Source organism: Arthrobacter sp. FX8 (genome assembly GCF_026723805.1).
Taxonomy (GTDB): domain Bacteria; phylum Actinomycetota; class Actinomycetes; order Actinomycetales; family Micrococcaceae; genus Arthrobacter.
Genome location: NZ_CP113505.1, coordinates 889,849 through 908,404, shown reverse-complemented (window position 1 = coordinate 908,404; position 18,556 = coordinate 889,849). Strand labels below are relative to the sequence as shown.

15 protein-coding genes and 2 pseudogenes are annotated in these 18,556 nt (G+C 66.1%); 3 read left to right on the top strand and 14 right to left on the bottom strand.

What is annotated here, in order from left to right; genetic code table 11:
* Nucleotides 1-46: 46 nt before the first annotated feature.
* Together OUO20_RS04170 and OUO20_RS04165 are read right to left on the bottom strand one after the other, a co-directional pair.
* On the bottom strand, nt 47-1,165 hold the full coding sequence (locus OUO20_RS04170; RefSeq protein WP_026266116.1) for a histidinol-phosphate transaminase: 1,119 nt from the start codon (nt 1,163-1,165) through the stop codon (nt 47-49).
* Nucleotides 1,166-1,273: 108 nt separating this feature from the next.
* A complete protein-coding gene (locus tag OUO20_RS04165; protein WP_081620253.1) occupies nt 1,274-1,675 on the bottom strand; it encodes a LysM peptidoglycan-binding domain-containing protein in 402 nt (133 codons plus the stop codon).
* 353 nt (nt 1,676-2,028) lie between these two features.
* Between OUO20_RS04165 and lexA the strand changes: the two are divergent.
* A pseudogene (lexA, locus tag OUO20_RS04160) lies at nt 2,029-2,762 on the top strand (transcriptional repressor LexA).
* Between the two features lie 78 nt (nt 2,763-2,840).
* Here lexA and OUO20_RS04155 read toward each other — a convergent pair.
* Nucleotides 2,841-4,901: an ATP-dependent DNA helicase gene (locus OUO20_RS04155; RefSeq protein WP_018771587.1), complete on the bottom strand. Its 2,061-nt coding sequence runs from the start codon at nt 4,899-4,901 to the stop codon at nt 2,841-2,843.
* Nucleotides 4,894-6,474 (bottom strand): GTPase HflX, encoded by a 1,581-nt coding sequence (gene hflX, locus OUO20_RS04150; RefSeq protein ID WP_018771588.1) that lies wholly within the window; start codon nt 6,472-6,474, stop codon nt 4,894-4,896. The genes OUO20_RS04155 and hflX overlap by 8 nt, the downstream gene beginning before the upstream one ends.
* A gap of 437 nt (nt 6,475-6,911) precedes the next feature.
* Here hflX and OUO20_RS04145 point away from each other — a divergent pair, with 437 nt between their 5' ends.
* Complete coding sequence (locus OUO20_RS04145; protein ID WP_268002889.1) at nt 6,912-7,535, top strand: class I SAM-dependent methyltransferase; 624 nt, start codon at nt 6,912-6,914, stop codon at nt 7,533-7,535.
* Here the strand turns inward: OUO20_RS04145 and dapF are convergent.
* The 6 genes from dapF to OUO20_RS04115 form a co-directional block, all read right to left on the bottom strand.
* Nucleotides 7,507-8,451: a diaminopimelate epimerase gene (dapF, locus tag OUO20_RS04140; protein WP_056390943.1), complete on the bottom strand. Its 945-nt coding sequence runs from the start codon at nt 8,449-8,451 to the stop codon at nt 7,507-7,509. The two genes, OUO20_RS04145 and dapF, sit on opposite strands and share 29 nt — an antisense overlap.
* Before the next feature lie 44 nt (nt 8,452-8,495).
* On the bottom strand, nt 8,496-9,407 hold the full coding sequence (miaA, locus tag OUO20_RS04135) for a tRNA (adenosine(37)-N6)-dimethylallyltransferase MiaA (RefSeq protein ID WP_268002887.1): 912 nt from the start codon (nt 9,405-9,407) through the stop codon (nt 8,496-8,498).
* Nucleotides 9,408-9,409: 2 nt separating this feature from the next.
* Nucleotides 9,410-10,849, bottom strand: a complete 1,440-nt coding sequence (miaB, locus tag OUO20_RS04130) for a tRNA (N6-isopentenyl adenosine(37)-C2)-methylthiotransferase MiaB (protein ID WP_268002886.1) — start codon at nt 10,847-10,849, stop codon at nt 9,410-9,412.
* A 140-nt stretch (nt 10,850-10,989) separates the two neighbouring features.
* On the bottom strand, nt 10,990-11,490 hold the full coding sequence (locus tag OUO20_RS04125) for a regulatory protein RecX (protein WP_196804798.1): 501 nt from the start codon (nt 11,488-11,490) through the stop codon (nt 10,990-10,992).
* A 120-nt stretch (nt 11,491-11,610) separates the two neighbouring features.
* Nucleotides 11,611-12,666: a recombinase RecA gene (gene recA / locus OUO20_RS04120; RefSeq protein WP_026266121.1), complete on the bottom strand. Its 1,056-nt coding sequence runs from the start codon at nt 12,664-12,666 to the stop codon at nt 11,611-11,613.
* Between the two features lie 250 nt (nt 12,667-12,916).
* Entirely contained in the window at nt 12,917-13,141 is a 225-nt protein-coding gene (locus OUO20_RS04115) for a DUF3046 domain-containing protein (protein WP_018771595.1), read from the bottom strand.
* 41 nt (nt 13,142-13,182) lie between these two features.
* Between OUO20_RS04115 and OUO20_RS04110 the strand changes: the two genes are divergently transcribed.
* Nucleotides 13,183-13,713, top strand: coding sequence for a MarR family winged helix-turn-helix transcriptional regulator (locus tag OUO20_RS04110; RefSeq protein ID WP_018771596.1), 531 nt, complete (start codon nt 13,183-13,185; stop codon nt 13,711-13,713).
* A gap of 126 nt (nt 13,714-13,839) precedes the next feature.
* Here OUO20_RS04110 and OUO20_RS04105 read toward each other — a convergent pair whose 3' ends face one another.
* The 4 genes and pseudogenes from OUO20_RS04105 to OUO20_RS04090 form a co-directional block, all read right to left on the bottom strand.
* Nucleotides 13,840-14,292: a helix-turn-helix domain-containing protein gene (locus tag OUO20_RS04105; protein ID WP_018771597.1), complete on the bottom strand. Its 453-nt coding sequence runs from the start codon at nt 14,290-14,292 to the stop codon at nt 13,840-13,842.
* Between the two features lie 168 nt (nt 14,293-14,460).
* Complete coding sequence (locus OUO20_RS04100) at nt 14,461-14,940, bottom strand: CinA family protein (protein WP_018771598.1); 480 nt, start codon at nt 14,938-14,940, stop codon at nt 14,461-14,463.
* Nucleotides 14,937-15,635, bottom strand: a complete 699-nt coding sequence (gene pgsA / locus OUO20_RS04095; protein WP_223994654.1) for a CDP-diacylglycerol--glycerol-3-phosphate 3-phosphatidyltransferase — start codon at nt 15,633-15,635, stop codon at nt 14,937-14,939. The genes OUO20_RS04100 and pgsA overlap by 4 nt, the downstream gene beginning before the upstream one ends.
* 17 nt (nt 15,636-15,652) lie before the next feature.
* A pseudogene (locus OUO20_RS04090) lies at nt 15,653-18,540 on the bottom strand (DNA translocase FtsK 4TM domain-containing protein).
* Nucleotides 18,541-18,556: the final 16 nt, after the last annotated feature.

Below are 18,556 nucleotides of genomic sequence, written 5' to 3'. Positions count from 1 at the left end.
GTGGGAGAAGAAGTAGTTCAAGGCGCCCAGCGCCGCAGTATCAAGTCTAGGCGGGAAGCGCGGCCTGGCCCGCAAGGATGCGTTCCAGGGAGGTAAGGAAGGCTGTGGTTTCCGCCTCAGTGCCTGCGGTGACCCGAAGGTGGCCGGGGATGCCCACGTCGCGGATGAGCACTCCGGCGTCCAGCAGCTCCTGCCATACCTGGTGCGGATTTTCCAGGCCCCCGAAGAACACGTAGTTGGAGTCCGAGGCGGCAGGCTTGAGGCCCATCCTGGTCAGTTCGGCCACAATGCGGTCCCGCTGCGCCTTGATGTCCTGGACATCGGCCATCAGTGCCTCGCGGTGTTGGAGCGCGGCCAGTGCGGTTGCCTGGGTAATCGCGGACAGGTGGTACGGAAGGCGCACCAGACGCAGGGCATCGGTGACCTCCGGGGCCGCGGCCATGTAGCCGAGGCGGGCGCCGGCGAGTGCGAAGGCCTTGCTCATGGTGCGGGAAACTATTAGCCGCTCCCGGCCGGGCAGCAGGGTCAGGGCGCTGGGCGTGCCGTCATGTGCGAACTCGTGGTAGGCCTCGTCGACGATCACCACGGTCTGGCTGTCCTCGCCGGCGTCATAGACAGCCTCCACAACGTCAAGCCCCAGGCCGGTCCCCGTGGGGTTGTTGGGCGAGCAGAGGAAGACGATGTTGGGCCGCAGCTCCTCGACCTGCCGGGCGGCGGATTCGGCGCTCAGGTCGTAGCCTTCCGAGCGCACTCCCGTGATGTATTGGGTGTCGGTTCCGCTGGCGAGCAGGGGGTACATGGAGTACGTGGGTGGAAAGCCCAGGGCGGTGCGGCCGGGGCCGCCGAAGGCCTGGAGGATCTGCTGCAGGACCTCGTTGGAGCCGTTGGCTGCCCAGAGGTTTGATTCGTCGAGCCCGTGCCCCAGGTATTCCGCGAGAGCTTTCCGCAGGTCGGTGAATTCCCTGTCCGGGTACCGGTTGAGGCCTGCAGCTGCTTCCGTGACCGCCGCGCTGATGGCGGCGCGCACGTCCGCCGGAACACCATGGGTGTTCTCATTGACGTTCAGCAAAATGGGAACGTCCAGTTGGGGTGCCCCGTAGGGGGTCAGCCCGCGAAGATTGCTGCGGAGGGGAAGTCGGTTCAGACGCTCTAGCTGGTCGTTCACCTGAACAGTTTAGTTGCCGCGGCAACTACCGGAAAATGTGACGGATTCTGTTCGCCACCGGCGTTGCTGTCCCGGTCATCTTTCTCAAAGGCCAACACCAGGTGCCGCTCAGTGCGTGGGGACGAACAGCTGCTGCCCCGGCAGCACAGCGGCGGCCGGAAGGTTGTTGAGCTGGACGATGTCCGCCACCACGTCCCGGGCATCGCGGTCCGGAGCAACAGCGCCTGCGATGCTCCACAACGACTGGCCCGCCTGCACCGTCACGGTGACCGTCGGCGTCACGGCCAAATCCGCAGCTGAATCGGATGCCTTGGCCGGTGCGTTGAAAAGTCCGGACAGGGACAGCAGGAGTACCGCGAGGAGCACAAGCGGAACTCCGATCAGGACGATCCGCCCCCGGCGGGTCAGCCGCAGGGGCGCTGCTGACGGCGTCCGGCGCTGCGAGGGCTTCCGGGTCTGCAGGGAAACGCGGTGCGTAGGTGAAACCTGGTGAAGAGATAAAGCTGACATGAACTAAGCCCTCCTGGACCTGCCGTGCTGCCCGGGTGTCCGCCCGCTGCCGCCCTGCCGTTCACACCGTATCCGGAGCTTCTCCGGCCATGTTTTCGAACGGGGCAATCGCTGGTTAGAACACATGTTCGAACTTTGCTTGTTAAGTTTTAGCACCTATCAACGAACAATGTCGAGACTCGCTAGAACAAATGTTTGAAAAAGCAATGTGGCTGGCCTAGCTTTGAACCAAAGAACAACCACCACTGAAGTTGAACAGCAGGGTCTGACAATGACAGTGGGAGTCCTTCCGGCGGCGCTGTGGAACAGGCCGCAATGGAAGATCCGGCGGCAAGCGAAAGGCATTGGCGAATATGGCAGCAGCAGCCGCCGGGGGCAGGACCGCCCCGCAACCCAGGAAGACCGCCAAGGGCTTGACCCCCGGCAGAAGAAGATCCTCGAAACCATCCAGCGCTCGGTCAATGACAACGGCTACCCGCCCTCCATGCGGGAGATCGGCGACACGGTTGGCCTGGCCAGCCTGTCCAGCGTGACCCACCAGCTCTCGCAGCTGGAGAAGCTGGGTTACCTGCGGCGCGACCCCAAACGGCCGCGGGCCATGGAGGTGCTGATGCCCCTCACGCTGGACAGCGGAAGCAATGCCGCCGGCGCCTCCCCCGCGCCGCAGGCCACGGGCGGCGGTGCCACGGTAACGGAGCTGCCCACCGCGCTGGATACGGCCATGGTTCCGCTGGTTGGCCGGATTGCTGCCGGCGGTCCCATCCTCGCTGAGCAGCTCGTGGAGGATGTCATGCCGCTCCCCCGCCAGCTGGTCGGCCAGGGCGAGCTCTTCATGCTTAGGGTGGCCGGCGACTCCATGGTGGATGCCGCCATCTGTGACGGTGACTGGGTGGTGGTGCGGCGCCAGGCGGACGCAGCCAACGGGGACATCGTTGCTGCCCTGCTGGATGACGAGGCAACCGTCAAGACATTCCGCCAGCGCGACGGCCACACCTGGCTGCTGCCCCAAAACACGCAGTACGAACCCATTCTGGGCGACCATGCCACCATCATGGGCAAGGTTGTCTCGGTCCTGCGTTCCCTCTGACCGGGTCTCCCGCGAAGGGACGGCCTGCCGGAAATTGCACGGCGGCTGCCCCCGCTGGCGTCGTTCGCCGGCCGGGCCCTACGTGGCCGCGTCCGCGCCCAGCCTGGCCAATGCCGCCAGCGCCTTGCTGCGGTCCGTGGTAGCCCAGAACGGCGGCAGAGCGCCGCGGAGGAATCCGGCGTAGCGCTCTGTTGCCAGCCGGGAATCCAGAACGGCCACCACTCCCTTGTCTCCCGTGGACCGGATCAGGCGGCCGGCACCCTGGGCCAGCCTGATGGCGGCATGCGTGGCCGAGACGGACATGAAGCCGTTTCCGCCGGCCTGGGCCACGGCACGCGAACGCGCGGTCATCAGCGGATCATCCGGCCTGGGGAACGGGATGCGGTCGATCACCACCAGGCGGCAGGAGCCTCCCGGAACGTCAACCCCCTGCCACAGGGACATAGTCCCGAAGAGGCAGGTGTCCGGTTCGTCGGCGAACTGCTTCACCAAAGCGGTCATGGTCGACTCGCCCTGGCAGAGGACAGTCACATCGAGCTTCGGCCGCAGGGCGTCGGCAGCCTCTTCGGCAGCCCGTCGGGATGAAAACAGGCAGAGGGCACCCCCGCCGGACGCTTTGATGAGCGCTTCCAGTTCCTCCAGCGCCTCCGGCGAAACGCCGCGGCCCGGCTTTGGCAGGTGGCCGGCCACGTAGAGGATGCCCTGTTTCGGGTAGTCGAAGGGCGAGCCGACATCCACACCCGTCCAGCTGGGTGCGCCGTCGCCGATAAGGCCCAGTCCCCCGGCCGCGGGTTCAAATGCCGAGCCAATGGCGAGGGTTGCAGACGTCAGCACGACGGTGTGCCCGGCGAAGAGTCCTTCCCGGAGCCTGCCTGCCACGGACAGCGGCGCGATGTTGACCAGCACCGGGGCATTGTCATCGGGCTGGGAATATCCCTGGCCGGGATCGAACGTGCCGGCCCGGGAAAACCACACGACCTCGCGGTTTTCACGGGCAGCAATAAGCCGCTCACACAATTCCAGGATGAGCATGAGGCGGGACCGGGCCAGCTGCCGGCCGCCGTCGGCCGTGGCGTTGCTGTCCCCCTTGGAATCGGACAACGCGGCCCGGCACGCCTCCCGCAACTGGTCCATGCAGTCCAGCTGTTCGTCGTTCAGCCCGTTGGGAAGCAGGCCGCTGGGCGCACCGGCGAGGGCCAGTTCAAGGTTTGCGGCTGCGGCGTTCAGCGCGTCCACCGTGATGGCGGTATGTTTGCGGGCGCCGGAAGCGGCAGCGTGGACCATGGCCACCGACAGCTGACCGGACACGGCTCCGGTGACCCGGTCCTGCAACTCGTGCGCTTCATCCACCACCACGACGTCGTACTCGGGCAGGACTGCAAGTCCTTCGAAGGCGCTGACGGCCAGCATGGCGTGATTCGTCACCACCACATCTGCCTCGGCTGCGTCCTGCCGGGCCAGCTCGCTGAAGCACTCGGCGGCCATGGGGCACTTTTGGGCCCCCAGGCACTCCATGGAAGTGACGGAGACCTGGCGCCAGGCACGGTCCGTCACACCAGGCAGGAGCTCATCCCGGTCGCCGGTGGCCGTCTTCTCCGCCCACTCGCGGAGCCGCACCACCTCCTTGCCAAGCTGGGACGAGGGTCCGCCCACGGAGGCGGCAAAGTGCGGGACGCTGGTGTCTTCGCCCAAGGAGAAAAGCTGACCCTCGGAAGGCTCCTCGGAGGGGAACCCGCCTTCCAGTTTGTGCCGGCAGACATAGTTTGACCGGCCTTTCACCAAGGCAACCTTGACCGGCCGTTCCAGGGCCGGGGTGATGTTCTTCAGCAGCCGCGGCAGGTCCCTGCCAACAATCTGGGTTTGCAGGGCCAGCGTGGCCGTGGACACCAGAGCGGGCTTGTTGCTCTCCAGGGCGTGGGCGATGAGCGGCACCAGGTAGGCCAGCGACTTGCCCGTGCCCGTGCCCGCCTGGACCAGCAGGTGGTTGCCGGTTTTGATGGCCCGGGCCACCTGCCGGGCCATCTCGTGTTGTCCGGTGCGGCTTTGTCCGCCCATGCCGGCGACGGCGCGGTCGAGCAGTTCGATGACGAACTGCTCGCCGGCCGTCTGCGCGGTTTCGCCGGCGGCGGGGTCACTCATTGACGATGAATGGTTCCAGTTCGGACGCCAGGCCCTCGCGGACCTTCACCGCAGCCCTGGTACCTGCCTCAACGTGGTCAACGCTGAGGATTTCCGCGTCGGACTCATGGAGCTTGCTGACCAGGTCTCCGCGGTCATACGGGATGAGGAGTTCCATCTTGACCGAAGGCCGGGGAATGGCTTCGCTGATGGCCTTCAGCAGCTCCGGGATGCCCTCACCCGTCCGGGCCGAGACCACCACATGCCGCGGTTCGCGCTGCTTCAGGCGCTCCACCACGAACGGGTCAGCTGCATCAGCCTTGTTCAGCACGATGATCTCCGGCACCTTGCGGGCATCAACTTCGCTGAAGACCTTCCGGACGGCGGCGATCTGCCCTTCGGGGTCCGGATGCGACACGTCCACCACGTGCAGGATCAGATCCGAGTCCGCCACTTCCTCGAGGGTCGAACGGAAGGCCTCCACCAGCTGGGTGGGCAGCGAGCGGACGAATCCAACGGTGTCGGCCAGGGTGTATCCCAGGCCGTCCGCGGTTTCCGCCTTGCGGACGGTGGGATCCAGGGTGGCGAACAGTGCGTTCTCCACGAGGACTCCGGCGTCCGTAAGCCGGTTCAGCAGTGAGGACTTGCCGGCGTTGGTATACCCGGCAATCGCCACGGAGGGCACTTCATTACGACGGCGGTTGGCCCGCTTGGTCTCGCGTGCCGGCTTCATTGCGGCGATTTCACGCCGCAGCTTGGCCATGCGGGTACGGATCCGGCGCCGGTCCAACTCGATCTTGGTTTCACCAGGACCTCGGGAGCCCATGCCGGCGGCAGCGCCACCCACCTGCCCACCGGCCTGGCGGGACATCGACTCACCCCAGCCGCGGAGGCGCGGAAGCAGGTACTCGAGCTGCGCGAGCTCCACCTGCGCTTTGCCTTCACGGCTCTTGGCATGCTGGGCGAAGATGTCAAGGATCAGCGCCGTGCGGTCGATGACCTTGACCTTGACGATGTCCTCAAGTCCGCGGCGCTGGGAAGGCGCAAGTTCAGCGTCCACCACCACCGTGTCCGCGCCCGTGGACATGACGATGTCCTTGAGCTCCAGCGCCTTGCCTGACCCCAGGAAGGTTCCCGGGTCCGGCTTGTCACGGCGCTGCACCATGCCATCCAGGACCTCCGAACCGGCGGTCTCGGCGAGGGCTGCCAGCTCACGCAGCGAGTTTTCGGCGTCGGCAAGCGTTCCCTCGGACCAAATCCCGGCCAGGACCACGCGCTCCAGGCGCAGCTGGCGGTATTCAACTTCGGTGACGTCTTCGAGCTCGGTGGACAGGCCTGCCCTTCGGCGCAGCGCGCGCCGTTCCTCGAGGTCCTGCTGGTCGCCGTCGTATGTTGAGTGTTCTTCGTCGAGGCGGGAAATGGCCTGCGCCTTGCCGAGCACCGCTTTTCCATTGCCGCTGCTCTCACCGCCGGGCGTGCTGACAGTCTTGGCCGGGACGTCCTTGGCGAGGATCCGGTCGATAACAGCCTGGATTTCCTGCGGACTCATGTCCTGGGCGGCTGGATCGGAACCGGTGTTGGGCTGGCTGGTCATGGTCTCCTTTGAAGATTCGGCAATTCCAGAATAGTGCTGATTGCTTGGAAGTTGGAACGTATTCGCGCTGGGCTGACGGCCTGCGGTCATGCAATTCTCCTGGTTGTCTCGCGGCCGGCTGCGATGCCGGGGCCGGGATGCCGCGTCAGAAGAGCGGCAGGGCTAAAAAGGCCGGAAAAATAGCGGGAAGTGCAGCAGGAGGCTGACTTTCGAGTATCGTCCGGCGGCCGGGCAGAACAGATGCGTCTGGCCGGTGCACAAGCGGAAGGCTGAAAAACCTGCATCGCTGCGGGACGGGCTGTCGCTGGAGGACAGGCTGCGGGGACGGGCGTGGCCCGTGCCGGCTACTCGAAGATCAGGAACATGCCATCAAGCGTAGCAGAGGGGGTTCTGCACGGTTTCCCATTACGCTGCAAGGGGAACTACTCTGGCCAGTTATGGAGTCCGCACACTATTTCAGCACGTCCCCCGCCGGCCCCTTTACCCGTAAGCCACTCACGGTGGAGCTGGCCGGCGAGACCCGCAGGCTCCACACCTCCGCGGGAATCTTCAGCCCGGACGGGATCGACAAGGGCACCGCAGTGCTCCTCGCCGATGTTCCGGCGCCGCACCCCCAGGGGAACCTGCTGGATATCGGATGCGGCTGGGGGCCAATCGCACTCACCATGGCGCTGCTGGCGCCCGGGTCGACGGTCTACGCCGTGGACGTCAACGAACGCTGCGTCGCCCTGACCAACGAAAACGCGGCCGCGCTGGGGCTGTCCAACGTCGTCGCCAGTACACCCCAGGAGGTGGACGCCGGCGTCAGGTTCGACACCATCTGGTCCAACCCGCCCATCCGGATTGGCAAGGACGAACTGCACGCCCTGCTGAAGCTGTGGCTTCCGCGCCTCGCGGACAGCGGCACGGCATGGCTGGTGGTGCAGAAGAACCTGGGCTCGGATTCGCTCCAGCGCTGGCTGGCCGCCGAACTGGACAGTTCCTTTACCGTGACCCGCGAGTCAACGTCCAAGTCCTTCCGGATCCTGAAGGTTACGAAAGCGTCCCGCTCGCCACAATGACGGCGGGGCCGCTGAGTTCCACGTGCTCGTGGCCGGCGGGGCCGGCGAAGAACTTCACGCCCACCACGCCTCCGGGAACGTTGACCCGCCAGGCATCAGGGGCTTCCGCGCCGGCCCAGTGCCGGATGGCGACGGCGGCAGCACAGGCCCCCGTTCCGCAGGACTGGGTCTCCCCCACGCCTCGCTCATGCACCCGCATGGTCACGGATCCGACGCCGTCATGGACCAGAGGCTCCGCAGGGACGACGAACTCCACATTGGTCCCATTCACGGGGACCGGATCGACCTTGGGAGCCGTGAAGAGGCGGGTGCCTTCGAGCTCGCTGAGTTCCGCGAGGGCCACTACGGTGTGTGGGTTGCCCATGCTCACGGAGAGGGCCGGCCGGGGAACTTCCAGGCCGTCGGCAGTAACCAGGGAATCCATCGCCTTGGCGCTGGCCTCCCCGGGGAATATGAACTCCCACGGGCCCATGTCCACCGCGTAACCGTTCCCTGTCCGGACCACGGTCTTGACCCCTCCGCGGGTGCCGATGGTGAGTGATCCGCCGTCGGGCAGGTCGATCAGGCCCTCGGACCGCAGGAAGTGGACGAAGACCCGCACGCCATTGCCGCACATTTCAGACAGTGAGCCGTCGGCATTGCGGTAATCCATGAACCATTCCGCGTCCGGGGCATCGGTGAGCAGTTCCCGGCCTTCCGGCAGGAAACGGGACGGGACAGCCCTGATCAGGCCGTCGGCGCCGATTCCCCGGTGCCGGTCGCAGAGCGCTGCGGCCTGGTCTGCGCCGATGGCGTGCACCCCCTCGGGATCGGCCACCAGGACGAAGTCGTTGCCGGTGCCATGCCCCTTGGAAAAGCGGAGCCCGCTCAGTGCGTGCAAGGCAGTCCCAGTGGCTTCTGCGGGGGTTGCATTCATGGTCACAAGCGTAACGGCGGATGCCGCCGGTGCTGAAACCGCGGCTACCGGCCCGGATCCTGGACGCACACCTCGGCCGCCTTACCCGTCAGCTCCGGGTCCTGCCAGTCCAGCCAGGTGATGCGGGGGTCGGCGCGGAACCACGTCAACTGGCGGCGGGCGAACTGCCGGGTGGCCACGATTGTTTCCTCTGCGGCCTGCTCAACTGTTGACGTGCCGTCGATGATCCGCAGGAACTGTGAATAGCCCAGTGCACGGGATGCTGTTTTGCCCTGCCGAAGGCCCCGCGCGTCCAGCATCCGGACCTCCTCCAGCAGGCCGGACTCCACCATCCGGTGAACCCGTACCGCCAAGCGCTCCCGCAGGACCTCCCGGTCCACGCTCAGGCCCACCTGAACCGCAGGCTGGTAGTACTCGCGGCGCGGCATGAAGGAACTGAAGGGCCGTCCGGTAAGTTCATGGACTTCCAGTGCGCGGATAATCCGCCGGGCGTCCGAGACCCTGTCCGCGGATACGGGGTCCAGGGCCCTCAGCCTGTCCAGCAGCGCCGGGGTCCCCAGCCGTATGTGGTCCGCCTCCAGTCGTGCACGGAGCTTGGGGTCGGTCCCCGGGAACTCCAGGACGTCCAGGGCGGCCCGCACGTACAGTCCGGAGCCGCCCGCCAGGATTGCGCGCTTGCCGCGGGCATGGATATCCCCGATGAGGCTGCGGGCCTGTTGCTGGAAGTCGGAGACGCTGGCTTCCTGGGTCACGTCCAGGATGTCCAGGAGGTGGTGCGGCACTCCCCTGCGCTCGGCCGTCGTGATTTTGGCAGTGCCAATGTCCATGCCGCGGTAGAACTGCATGGCGTCAGCGTTGATGACCTCGCCGTCCAGTTCGAGGGCAAGGTTGACGGCCAGGTCGGATTTGCCGGAGCCGGTGGGACCGACGACGGCGATGACAGGCGGGGCAGTCACCTTCAGCGGGTGCGCAGCGGCAGCGAGGGCATGCCAAGGGAGACAGCCTTGGGTCCTGCGCTGGAGCCGGGGGCAGGCGCACCACAGGAGTCGGCCTGGGACCTGTCCCAGGCGTCCCCCGCCCGGGACCGGCGCAGGCTGTAGTCCTCCGGCGTGGGATCGGCCACCAGGTGGAAGGCCGCCGCCTCCGTAATGGTGACGGTGACGAGGTCTCCGGGCCTGGGTGCCGGGGCCCCTTCGGGGACTGAGAAGTGGACCAGCCGCTGGTCCTGGGAGCGGCCGGACAACCGGTGGGTTTCCTCCGACTTCCGTCCGGACTGGGCGGTGACCATGACTTCCAGCCTCCGGCCCAACTGCTTCCGGTTTTCCTCGGCGGCGATCCTGTCCTGCAGGGCGGTGAGGCGTTCGAAGCGTTCCTGGACCACGGCCTTCGGCAGCTGGTCCGGCAGGTCGGCAGCGGGCGTGCCGGGGCGCTTTGAATACTGGAAGGTGAACGCGGTGGCAAAGCGCGACTTTTCCACCACGTCCAGCGTCGCCTGGAAGTCCTCTTCGGTTTCGCCCGGGAAGCCGACGATGATGTCGGTGGAGATGGCGGCGTGTGGAATCCTGTCCCGGACCTTGTCCAGGATGCCCAGGAACTTCGTGGAACGGTAGGAACGCTTCATGGCGCGGAGGATGCGGTCCGAACCGGACTGCAGGGGCATGTGCAGCTGCGGCATCACGTTGGGCGTCTCGGCCATGGCATCAATGACGTCATCGGTGAAGGCGGCCGGGTGCGGGCTGGTGAAGCGGACGCGTTCAAGGCCCTCGATTTCGCCGCAGGCGCGAAGGAGTTTGGAGAAGGCCTGGCGGTCGCCGAACTCGACACCGTAGGAGTTGACGTTCTGGCCCAGGAGGGTCACTTCGATGGCGCCGTCGTCCACGAGCGCCTGGATTTCGGCGAGGATGTCTCCGGGCCGGCGGTCCTTTTCCTTGCCGCGAAGGGCCGGCACGATGCAGAACGTGCACGTGTTGTTGCAGCCAACGGAGATGGATACCCAGCCGGAGTAGACGGAGTCGCGTTTGGTGGGGAGCGTGGAGGGGAAGACGTCCAGGGACTCCAGGATTTCCAGCTGGGCCTCGTTGTTGTGCCGTGCACGGTCCAAAAGTGCGGGCAGGGCGCCGACGTTGTGGGTGCCGAAGACAGCATCCACCCATGGTGCCTTCTTGAGGATGGTTTCGCGGTCCTTTTGGGCCAGGCACCCGCCCACGGCGATCTGCATGCCGGGGTTGGCGGCCTTCACGGGCGCCAGGATGCCGAGGTTGCCGTAGAGCTTGTTGTCCGCGTTCTCCCGGACTGCGCAGGTATTGAACACGACCACGTCAGCATGGTCGCCGGCTGCCGGTACGTAGCCCGCATCCTCCAGCATGCCGGCCATGCGTTCGGAGTCGTGCACGTTCATCTGGCAACCGAACGTGCGGACCTGGTAAGTACGCGGCTGCGCTGCCCCGGATTGCGGAACAGCACCGGCTTGCGCATCAGCAGCAGGCTCAACGGACGCGGCAGCGCCGGAATGGGGGAAGGAATGGTCAAACTCACCAGTTAAGGGTACCGGCTTTGGAGCATCCCGCTGTCGGGATCCTGCCGGGAATCCAGGACGTCGTTGACGATCCTGAACGCCTGGGACGGCTGGTAGCCCTTCCTGGCCAGCATGGAGGCGAGCCGCCGGACGGCTTTGTCCCGTTCCGACTGGTCAGGCAAAACCGTCCCGGGCCGGAGCTTGCGCTCCACCAGTGCGCGTGCCGCCGCTTCCTCGTCGGCGTCCGTCAGCTGCTCCAGGGCAGAAGCCGCCGTTTCCTGGTCGATGCCCTTCTCGGCCAGTTCTCGCCGGAGAGCGCCCTTGGCAAGCTTGCGGGACTGGGACCGGCTCCTGACCCACATATCGGCAAACTCGGCGTCATTGATCAGGCGCGCCTCCTGGAACTTGTCCAGCACCGCCTCGGCGACGTGTTCGGGGATATTCCGTTCCGCCAGTTTCCGGGCAAGCTGCAGCCTGCTCTTGGGAGCTGCCGTGAGCTGGCGGTACACGATGGCCTGCGCCACCGTGAACGGATCCGGTTCGGCGTCAACAGCCTGCGGATCCTCAGGGATGGAAAAGCCGTCCGGCGGCCCTGAAGAGGGGCCGCCGGACCGGGCCCGCCGTGAACGTGGTCCGGTCAAGGGCTAGAACCCGTCGACGGCTTTCAGCTTTGGCGCGTCCTTGGACTCGTCCTCGGCGGGCTTGACCCCTACGCCGAGCTTTTCCTTGATCAGGCGTTCCAGTTCAGCCGCGAGCTCGGGGTTGTCGCGCAGGAAGCGGCGCGAGTTCTCCATGCCCTGGCCCAGCTGGTCGCCGTCGTACGTGAACCAGGAACCGGACTTCTTGATGATGCCGTGCTCCACGCCCATGTCGATGATCCCGCCTTCGCGGGAGATGCCCTGGCCGTAGATGATGTCGAACTCAGCAACTTTGAAGGGCGGAGCCATCTTGTTCTTGACGATCTTGGCCTTGGTCCGGTTACCGACGGAATCGGCACCTTCCTTGAGGGTCTGGATCCGCCGGACATCGATGCGGACCGACGCGTAGAACTTCAGGGCCTTACCACCGGTGGTGGTTTCGGGGGAGCCGAAGAAGACACCGATCTTTTCGCGGAGCTGGTTGATGAAGATGGCGGTGGTCTTGGTCTGGCTCAAGCGTCCGGTGATCTTACGCAGGGCCTGGCTCATGAGCCGTGCCTGGAGGCCGACGTGGCTGTCGCCCATGTCACCTTCGATTTCGGCGCGCGGCACCAGGGCGGCGACGGAGTCGATGACGACAACGTCCAGCGATCCCGAGCCGACCAGCATGTCCATGATCTCGAGCGCCTGCTCACCTGTGTCCGGCTGCGACACGAGGAGGGCGTCGGTGTCCACACCCAGCTTGGCGGCGTAGTCGGGGTCCAGGGCGTGTTCTGCGTCGATGAAGGCTGCGATGCCGCCGGCGCGCTGGGCATTGGCCACGGCGTGCAGGGCAACGGTGGTCTTACCCGAGGATTCAGGACCATAGATCTCGATGACACGGCCCCGCGGAAGGCCGCCAATCCCCAGAGCGACGTCCAGTGCGATGGAACCGGTGGGGATGACTTCGATCGGGGCGCGTACTTCGTCGCCCAGGCGCATGACCGACCCCTTGCCGAACTGCTTGTCAATCTGGGCAAGCGCTGCTTCCAGCGCTTTTGCACGATCCGGGGCTGCCGCCATGGTTGACACCTCTAATGCTTTCTCGATGGTGGCCTTCGCGGCCGTTTTATTGGTCATCTCTGACGCTACTGGGACCCACTGACATTCCGGCCTGAGGACAACGGCTATGTGGATAAGCCCAATAGAAAAAGCATAGCGTTATCCGAACAGGTATTCGAAGAGTGCCGGTCCTGCGGCGTGTCCGTCCAAGGGCGCTTCGGCTGCGGCAGGCTCACGAAGGACCCACCCGGGAAGCCGTTGTTAGGCGCTGCTAGTCGCGGCGAGGGGCGATGTCCCGGCCCAGCCGCCGTTCGGCCGGGACGTCCTGGACATCGCAGACTGCCAGCCAGACTTTGCGCGGTTCGATGCCTGCAGCCAGCGCCTGGTCCGCAGTGCGCCCGCCGACGCCGGTCAGGACCAGGGTACTGCTCAGCACGCGGGAGTACCCCGCACCGAACTCGTCATCCATCAGACGCCAGTACTCGCTGATTCGCATCGGTAAATCCTCTCATGATTGCGGACCCTAGAATTGTTGCCATGAGCAACTCCCCGGATCTCCCGCCGCCGCCGGACGCAGGCGCTGATGCCGCCGATACCGCGCTGCAGAATGTTGAACACCAGATCAGCCTCTTCTGGCGGCGGGCCAGGGCTATCTCCAACCAGCTCTCGCGCGAAGTCCACCCGGATATGGAGCCTGCCGCGTACGGGCTGTTAACGGTTATCCGCCGGGAAGGGCCCATTCGCCTGACGGAGCTTGCCATGAACATCGGGGTGGGCAAGCCGTCGGTCAGCCGGCAGATTGCCTTCCTGGAGAGCCTCGGACTGGTATCCAAGGAAGCCGATCCCCTGGACCGCCGGGCACAGTCCATCCGGCTGACGCCCAAGGGCGAAGAGAAGATGCACCAGGTCCAGGACGCCAGGCGCCAGGTTTTCCAGGAACGGCTGCGCGAGTGGCCCGTGCAGGACCTGCAGGAGCTGGCCCGCTACATGGCCAAGCTGAACTCCACCTACGAGCGTGACGGATTCCCCAGGGAAGGCGGAGGCGGCTCCCCCGCAGAAGAGGAATAGCCCGCAGCGACGAACAGCCGGCAGGAGTACCACCAGCCGGGCACATCAATTGGGCGCCAACGCAGGAAGCCCCCGGCGCGGCCGGGGGCTTCCTGCGTTCCAAGCCCACCTGCGGTGGGGCTGGCTTTACCGGGCGCCGGAGAGAAGGCCCGTGGAGAGTTCGTCGTTCAGTTCAGTGTTGAGGTCGCGCTCGAGGTCACGGCCGTAACGCTGGGAGAATTCCTGCGGAACTGTGTCCGGAACTGCGACGCCTTCGGCTACTGCCACACGGTCGCTGACTTCACGGAGCATGCTTGACAACGGAACATCCAGTGCCGAGCAGATTGAGGACAGAAGCTCTGACGAGGCTTCCTTCTGGCCGCGCTCCACTTCGCTGAGATACCCCAGGGAGACGCGGGCGCTGTGCGAAACTTCACGGAGCGTGCGTCCCTGACGCTGGCGGACATCGCGCAGCACATCACCGATTTCGTGACGAAGTACTACCATCTTGCGCTCCTTCTGTTCGCTCTTAGCCTGTTCGGCGAGGCCCACATCCTTCCAGCGGACAACGCCGTTAACGGATACGGGCTGCTTTACCATCTGTATCGCCTTGCTCCCTCATTGGTCAGGTTCACCGTGGGGCGAACCGTCGTGGTCATTTCATCCTAGGCGCCTCCACTATCCGGAAGCGACACAATGTAATAACTAATCGGTACCGGCTTTTGTTCCCGGCAACTTTACGCCCGGTAACTTGGGGTCCGGCAGGCGTCAGGCGGGCAGTGCCTCGAGGAGCCGTTCCAGGGCGGCGGCGCAGGCTGCGGCCCTGATGTCGGGCCTGCTGCCGGTGAAGGAGTATTCGAAAGCCGCCGTTCCGGCCGCTGTGGCAATTCCAATGTAGACGCGCCCCACGGGCTTGCCGTCATGGGCATCGGGACCTGCCACCCCCGTTGTGGAAATCCCGACGTCGGCGCCCAGGACCGTGCGTGCCCCGGCTGCCATGGCACGGGCAACGTCGGGGTCCACGGAGCCGGCACGGGCCAGGAGGTCGGCAGGAACGTGCAGCACCGCGTCCTTCACTGAGTTCTGGTAGGCGACCACACCGCCCTGCAGCATGCCGGAGGCCCCGGGAGTGTCGGCAAGGACAGCGGACACCATCCCCGCCGTCAACGACTCGGCGGTGGCGACGGTCTGCCCGGACTCGAGCGCCTGCTGGACGGCCTGCCCGGCCAAACGGTGGAGGTTGCTCATGCCTGGTCCTGGCCCGTCGCTGATTCCTGCCCGCTGGCTGTGTCCTGCCCCGTCACTGTGCCCTGCCCTGTGACAGACCCTGCCTGCCGTTTCCCCTTCGCGCGCAGTCGCAGGGCCTCGATGACGTATTCGACGCCGGTCCACAGCGTGATCGCCACGGCAGCCATCATGACGGCAAACGCAACCCAGGACATCCAGGGCGCGAATGCCCCGAACGGCAGAAGGTAGAGGAAGATCGCGGCGGTCTGCACCACGGTCTTGAGCTTGCCGCCCCGCGAGGCGGGAATGACCCCGTACCGGATCACGAAGAAGCGCAGGGCGGTGATGCCCCATTCCCGCACCAGGATCACCAGCGTGGCCCACCAGGGCAGCTCACCCAGCAAGGAGAGCATTACCAGCGCGGAGCCGATCAGGAGCTTGTCTGCGATGGGGTCCGCGATCTTGCCGAAGTCCGTGACCAGGTTCCGGCTCCTGGCGATGTCGCCGTCGAGCTTGTCCGTGTAGATGGCGACGGCGAAGGCCGCCACTGCCGCCCAGCGCCATGGTCCGGAAACACTGTGCAGGCCGGGCGCGTCCGCCACGAGGAACCACACAAAAAACGGGACCAGCGCGATGCGGATCATGGTCAGGACGTTGGGAAGGTTCCAGACCCCGGCACGGCCCTGGCCGGCGGCGGTTGCATCGGTGCTAGTCACGTTCCTAGGCTACCGGCCTAGCGCCCGGTGAGGGACCATGCGTCTTCGGAGCCGTCGTCGTCATCGCCGTACCCGCCGGGGGCGGAATCCGAGCCGTCGTAATATTCGACGTTCTGCTTCCGCTGGTCCAGGTCCGCCGCCACCAGGTCTTCGGCGTAGCCGCCCTGCGCGATGTTGGCGTTGGCATTGTCGCTGAGGGCAGCGGTCTGGGAATCGGCGGCGGCCGGCGCCTCCTGGCCCTTCATGGCGGCCAGGACGGCGGCGAGGTCATCAGGTTTGACCAGCACATCGCGCGCCTTGGAGCCCTCGGATGGTCCCACGACGCCGCGGGATTCGAGCAGGTCCATGAGCCGTCCGGCCTTGGCGAACCCGACGCGGAGCTTGCGCTGCAGCATGGAGGTGGAGCCGAACTGCGTGGTGACCACCAGCTCCGTCGCCTGCAGCAGGACCTCGAGGTCATCCCCGATGTCGTCGTCGATCTGCTTCTTGGGCGCCTCGGCAGCAACGTCGTCACGGTAGGAAGCCTGCAGTTGCCCCTTGACGTGTTCCACCACCTTGTGGATCTCCGACTCGGTAACCCAGGCGCCCTGGACGCGCATGGCCTTGGAGGCGCCCATGGGCAGGAAGAGCGCGTCACCCTGGCCAATGAGCTTCTCGGCGCCGGGCTGGTCCAGGACCACGCGGGAGTCGGTGACGGAGGACGTGGCGAAGGCCATGCGCGAGGGCACGTTGGCCTTGATGAGGCCGGTGACAACGTCCACGGACGGCCTCTGGGTGGCCAGCACCAGGTGGATGCCGGCGGCACGGGCAAGCTGGGTGATGCGGACGATCGAGTCCTCCACGTCGCGTGGTGCCACCATCATCAGGTCGGCAAGCTCGTCGACGATCACCAGCAGATACGGGTAGGGCCTGATGACGCGCTTGGAGTCCACCGGCGGCTGGACCTTTCCGGCCCGCACCGCCTTGTTGAAATCGTCGATGTGCTTGAAGCCGTAATTTGCGAGGTCGTCGTAGCGGGCGTCCATTTCACGGACCACCCACTGCAGCGCCTCGGCGGCTTTTTTGGGGTTGGTGATGATGGGCGTGATCAGGTGCGGGACGCCCTCGTAGGCCGTCAGCTCCACGCGCTTGGGGTCCACCATGACCATGCGCACCTCGTCGGGGGTGGCCCGCATCAGGATGGAGGTGATCATGGAGTTCACGAAGGACGACTTACCGGCGCCGGTGGCGCCGGCCACCAGGAGGTGCGGCATCTTGGCCAGGTTGGCCACCACGTAGCCTCCCTCCACGTCCTTGCCCACACCCATGACCATGGGGTGGTCGGTGCGCCGCGCATTCTGGCTGCGCAGCACGTCGCCCAGTGACACGGTCTCGCGGTCGGTGTTGGGGATTTCGATGCCGATGGCGGACTTGCCGGGGATGGGGCTCAGGATGCGCACGTCGCTGGAGGCCACAGCGTAGGAGATGTTCTTGGACAGCGCGGTGACGCGCTCAACCTTGGTTCCGGGAGCAAGTTCGATTTCGTACCGGGTGACGGTGGGACCACGGCTGAAGCCGGTGACGGTGGCGTCGACGTTGAACTGCTGCAGGGTATCCGTCAGGGCAGCGACGACGGCGTCATTGGCTTCGGTGCGCTCCTTCGGGATCGAGCCGGGTGTCAGGTAGTCCGAGGCGGGGAGGGTGTACGTGACGTCCCCGGCGAGCGAGAGCTGTTCGGTCCGCTGCGGGATGGGAACGGGCGGCGGCGCGGGGGCCACCGGGTTGGAGGGCACGGTGGGCGCGGCGGCGGCTTTGGCGGGAGCGGCGGCACCGGGGATGACCAGGGGGATGGCCTCGGTGGCGTTTTCCGCCGGAGGTGCCTGGGCACCGGCACCCAATCCCTGGGCTGCCTTGATCTTTTCGACGGCGATCTCCGCCTGGGTGGGGCGCCGCACTCCGGGCGCGGGCCGCTCGGGTTCGGGCTCGTCGTCGTCAATGACGGCGTGCTCGAAGGCTTCGTCGCCCACGTAGCCCTCAAGGCCGGCGTCGGACTCCTGGTCCTTGCCGAAAAGCTTCCGCTTCTTCTTCTTGGGCGCAGCGGCAGCCGTGCGTTCGAGGTAGCTGCGGTCGTGGGTGTCCTGGTGTTCCTGGTCCATCAGGTCGATGCCCATGAGGTGTTCATAGGCGCCGCGGATGCGGCGCGGGATCGCCGTGAACGGGGTGGCGGTGATGATCAGTACCGACACAAAGGCCAGCAGGGCATACAGGGCCACAGGCACAGCCGGATGGATGGCGGCCAGCGGCGTGGCGGCCAGGAAGCCGAGCATCCCGCCGGCTTTGCGGAGGCCGTCGAAGCCGTCGGCCACGGTGGGCTGGCCGCCGAGGATATGAGCCAACCCGCACCCGGCGAAGGTCATGATCAGGAAACCGATGCCCACCCGGTTATTGCCCCGGCCGTCCGAGGGCCGGCGGAACAGCCGGAAGGCGCACACGAACAGCATGAGCGGGAGCAGCAGGGAGATCCAGCCGAAGGTGCCGTTCACCACGGCGTAGACGGCGTCCGGGAACCAGCCCGTCAGTCCCCACCATGCGAAGGTGGCGATGAAAATACCAAGGGCCAGGTTGAAGAGGGCGGCACCGTCGCGGCGTTCCTCCGTGGGGAGGTCGCTGACGTCGTGGCCGATGCGGCGCACTCCCCGCCCACCAGGTGGCCCACTCCAAGCCACGCTCCGCCCACCACGCGCAGCAGCCAGGGCTGGTGGTGCTCGACGGCGGGAAGCTGGCGGGTGCGTGCAGTGCTGGTTGAGCCGCCGCGCCCTGTCCTGCTGGCGGTGGAGCCGGTTCCGCGGCCTGTGGAACTGCCCGCTTTGCTGCCGGAGCTCCCCCTGCCGGTACCTTTGGGCGCGGAAGTAGTACGTGTGGCCATAATAGCCACGGTACCG

Bases quoted from the DNA above. Each gene is read 5' to 3' on its own strand.
- OUO20_RS04110 (WP_018771596.1), top strand. From the start codon at position 13,183: ATGAGCAACTCCCCGGATCTCCCGCCGCCGCCGGACGCAGGCGCTGAT.
- OUO20_RS04155 (WP_018771587.1), bottom strand. From the start codon at position 4,901: ATGAGTGACCCCGCCGCCGGCGAAACCGCGCAGACGGCCGGCGAGCAG.
- recA (WP_026266121.1), bottom strand. From the start codon at position 12,666: ATGGCGGCAGCCCCGGATCGTGCAAAAGCGCTGGAAGCAGCGCTTGCC.
- OUO20_RS04145 (WP_268002889.1), top strand. From the start codon at position 6,912: ATGGAGTCCGCACACTATTTCAGCACGTCCCCCGCCGGCCCCTTTACC.
- OUO20_RS04105 (WP_018771597.1), bottom strand. From the start codon at position 14,292: ATGGTAAAGCAGCCCGTATCCGTTAACGGCGTTGTCCGCTGGAAGGAT.
- miaB (WP_268002886.1), bottom strand. From the start codon at position 10,849: ATGAACGTGCACGACTCCGAACGCATGGCCGGCATGCTGGAGGATGCG.
- OUO20_RS04115 (WP_018771595.1), bottom strand. From the start codon at position 13,141: ATGCGAATCAGCGAGTACTGGCGTCTGATGGATGACGAGTTCGGTGCG.
- OUO20_RS04165 (WP_081620253.1), bottom strand. From the start codon at position 1,675: ATGTCAGCTTTATCTCTTCACCAGGTTTCACCTACGCACCGCGTTTCC.
- hflX (WP_018771588.1), bottom strand. From the start codon at position 6,474: ATGACCAGCCAGCCCAACACCGGTTCCGATCCAGCCGCCCAGGACATG.
- OUO20_RS04100 (WP_018771598.1), bottom strand. From the start codon at position 14,940: ATGAGCAACCTCCACCGTTTGGCCGGGCAGGCCGTCCAGCAGGCGCTC.
- dapF (WP_056390943.1), bottom strand. From the start codon at position 8,451: ATGAATGCAACCCCCGCAGAAGCCACTGGGACTGCCTTGCACGCACTG.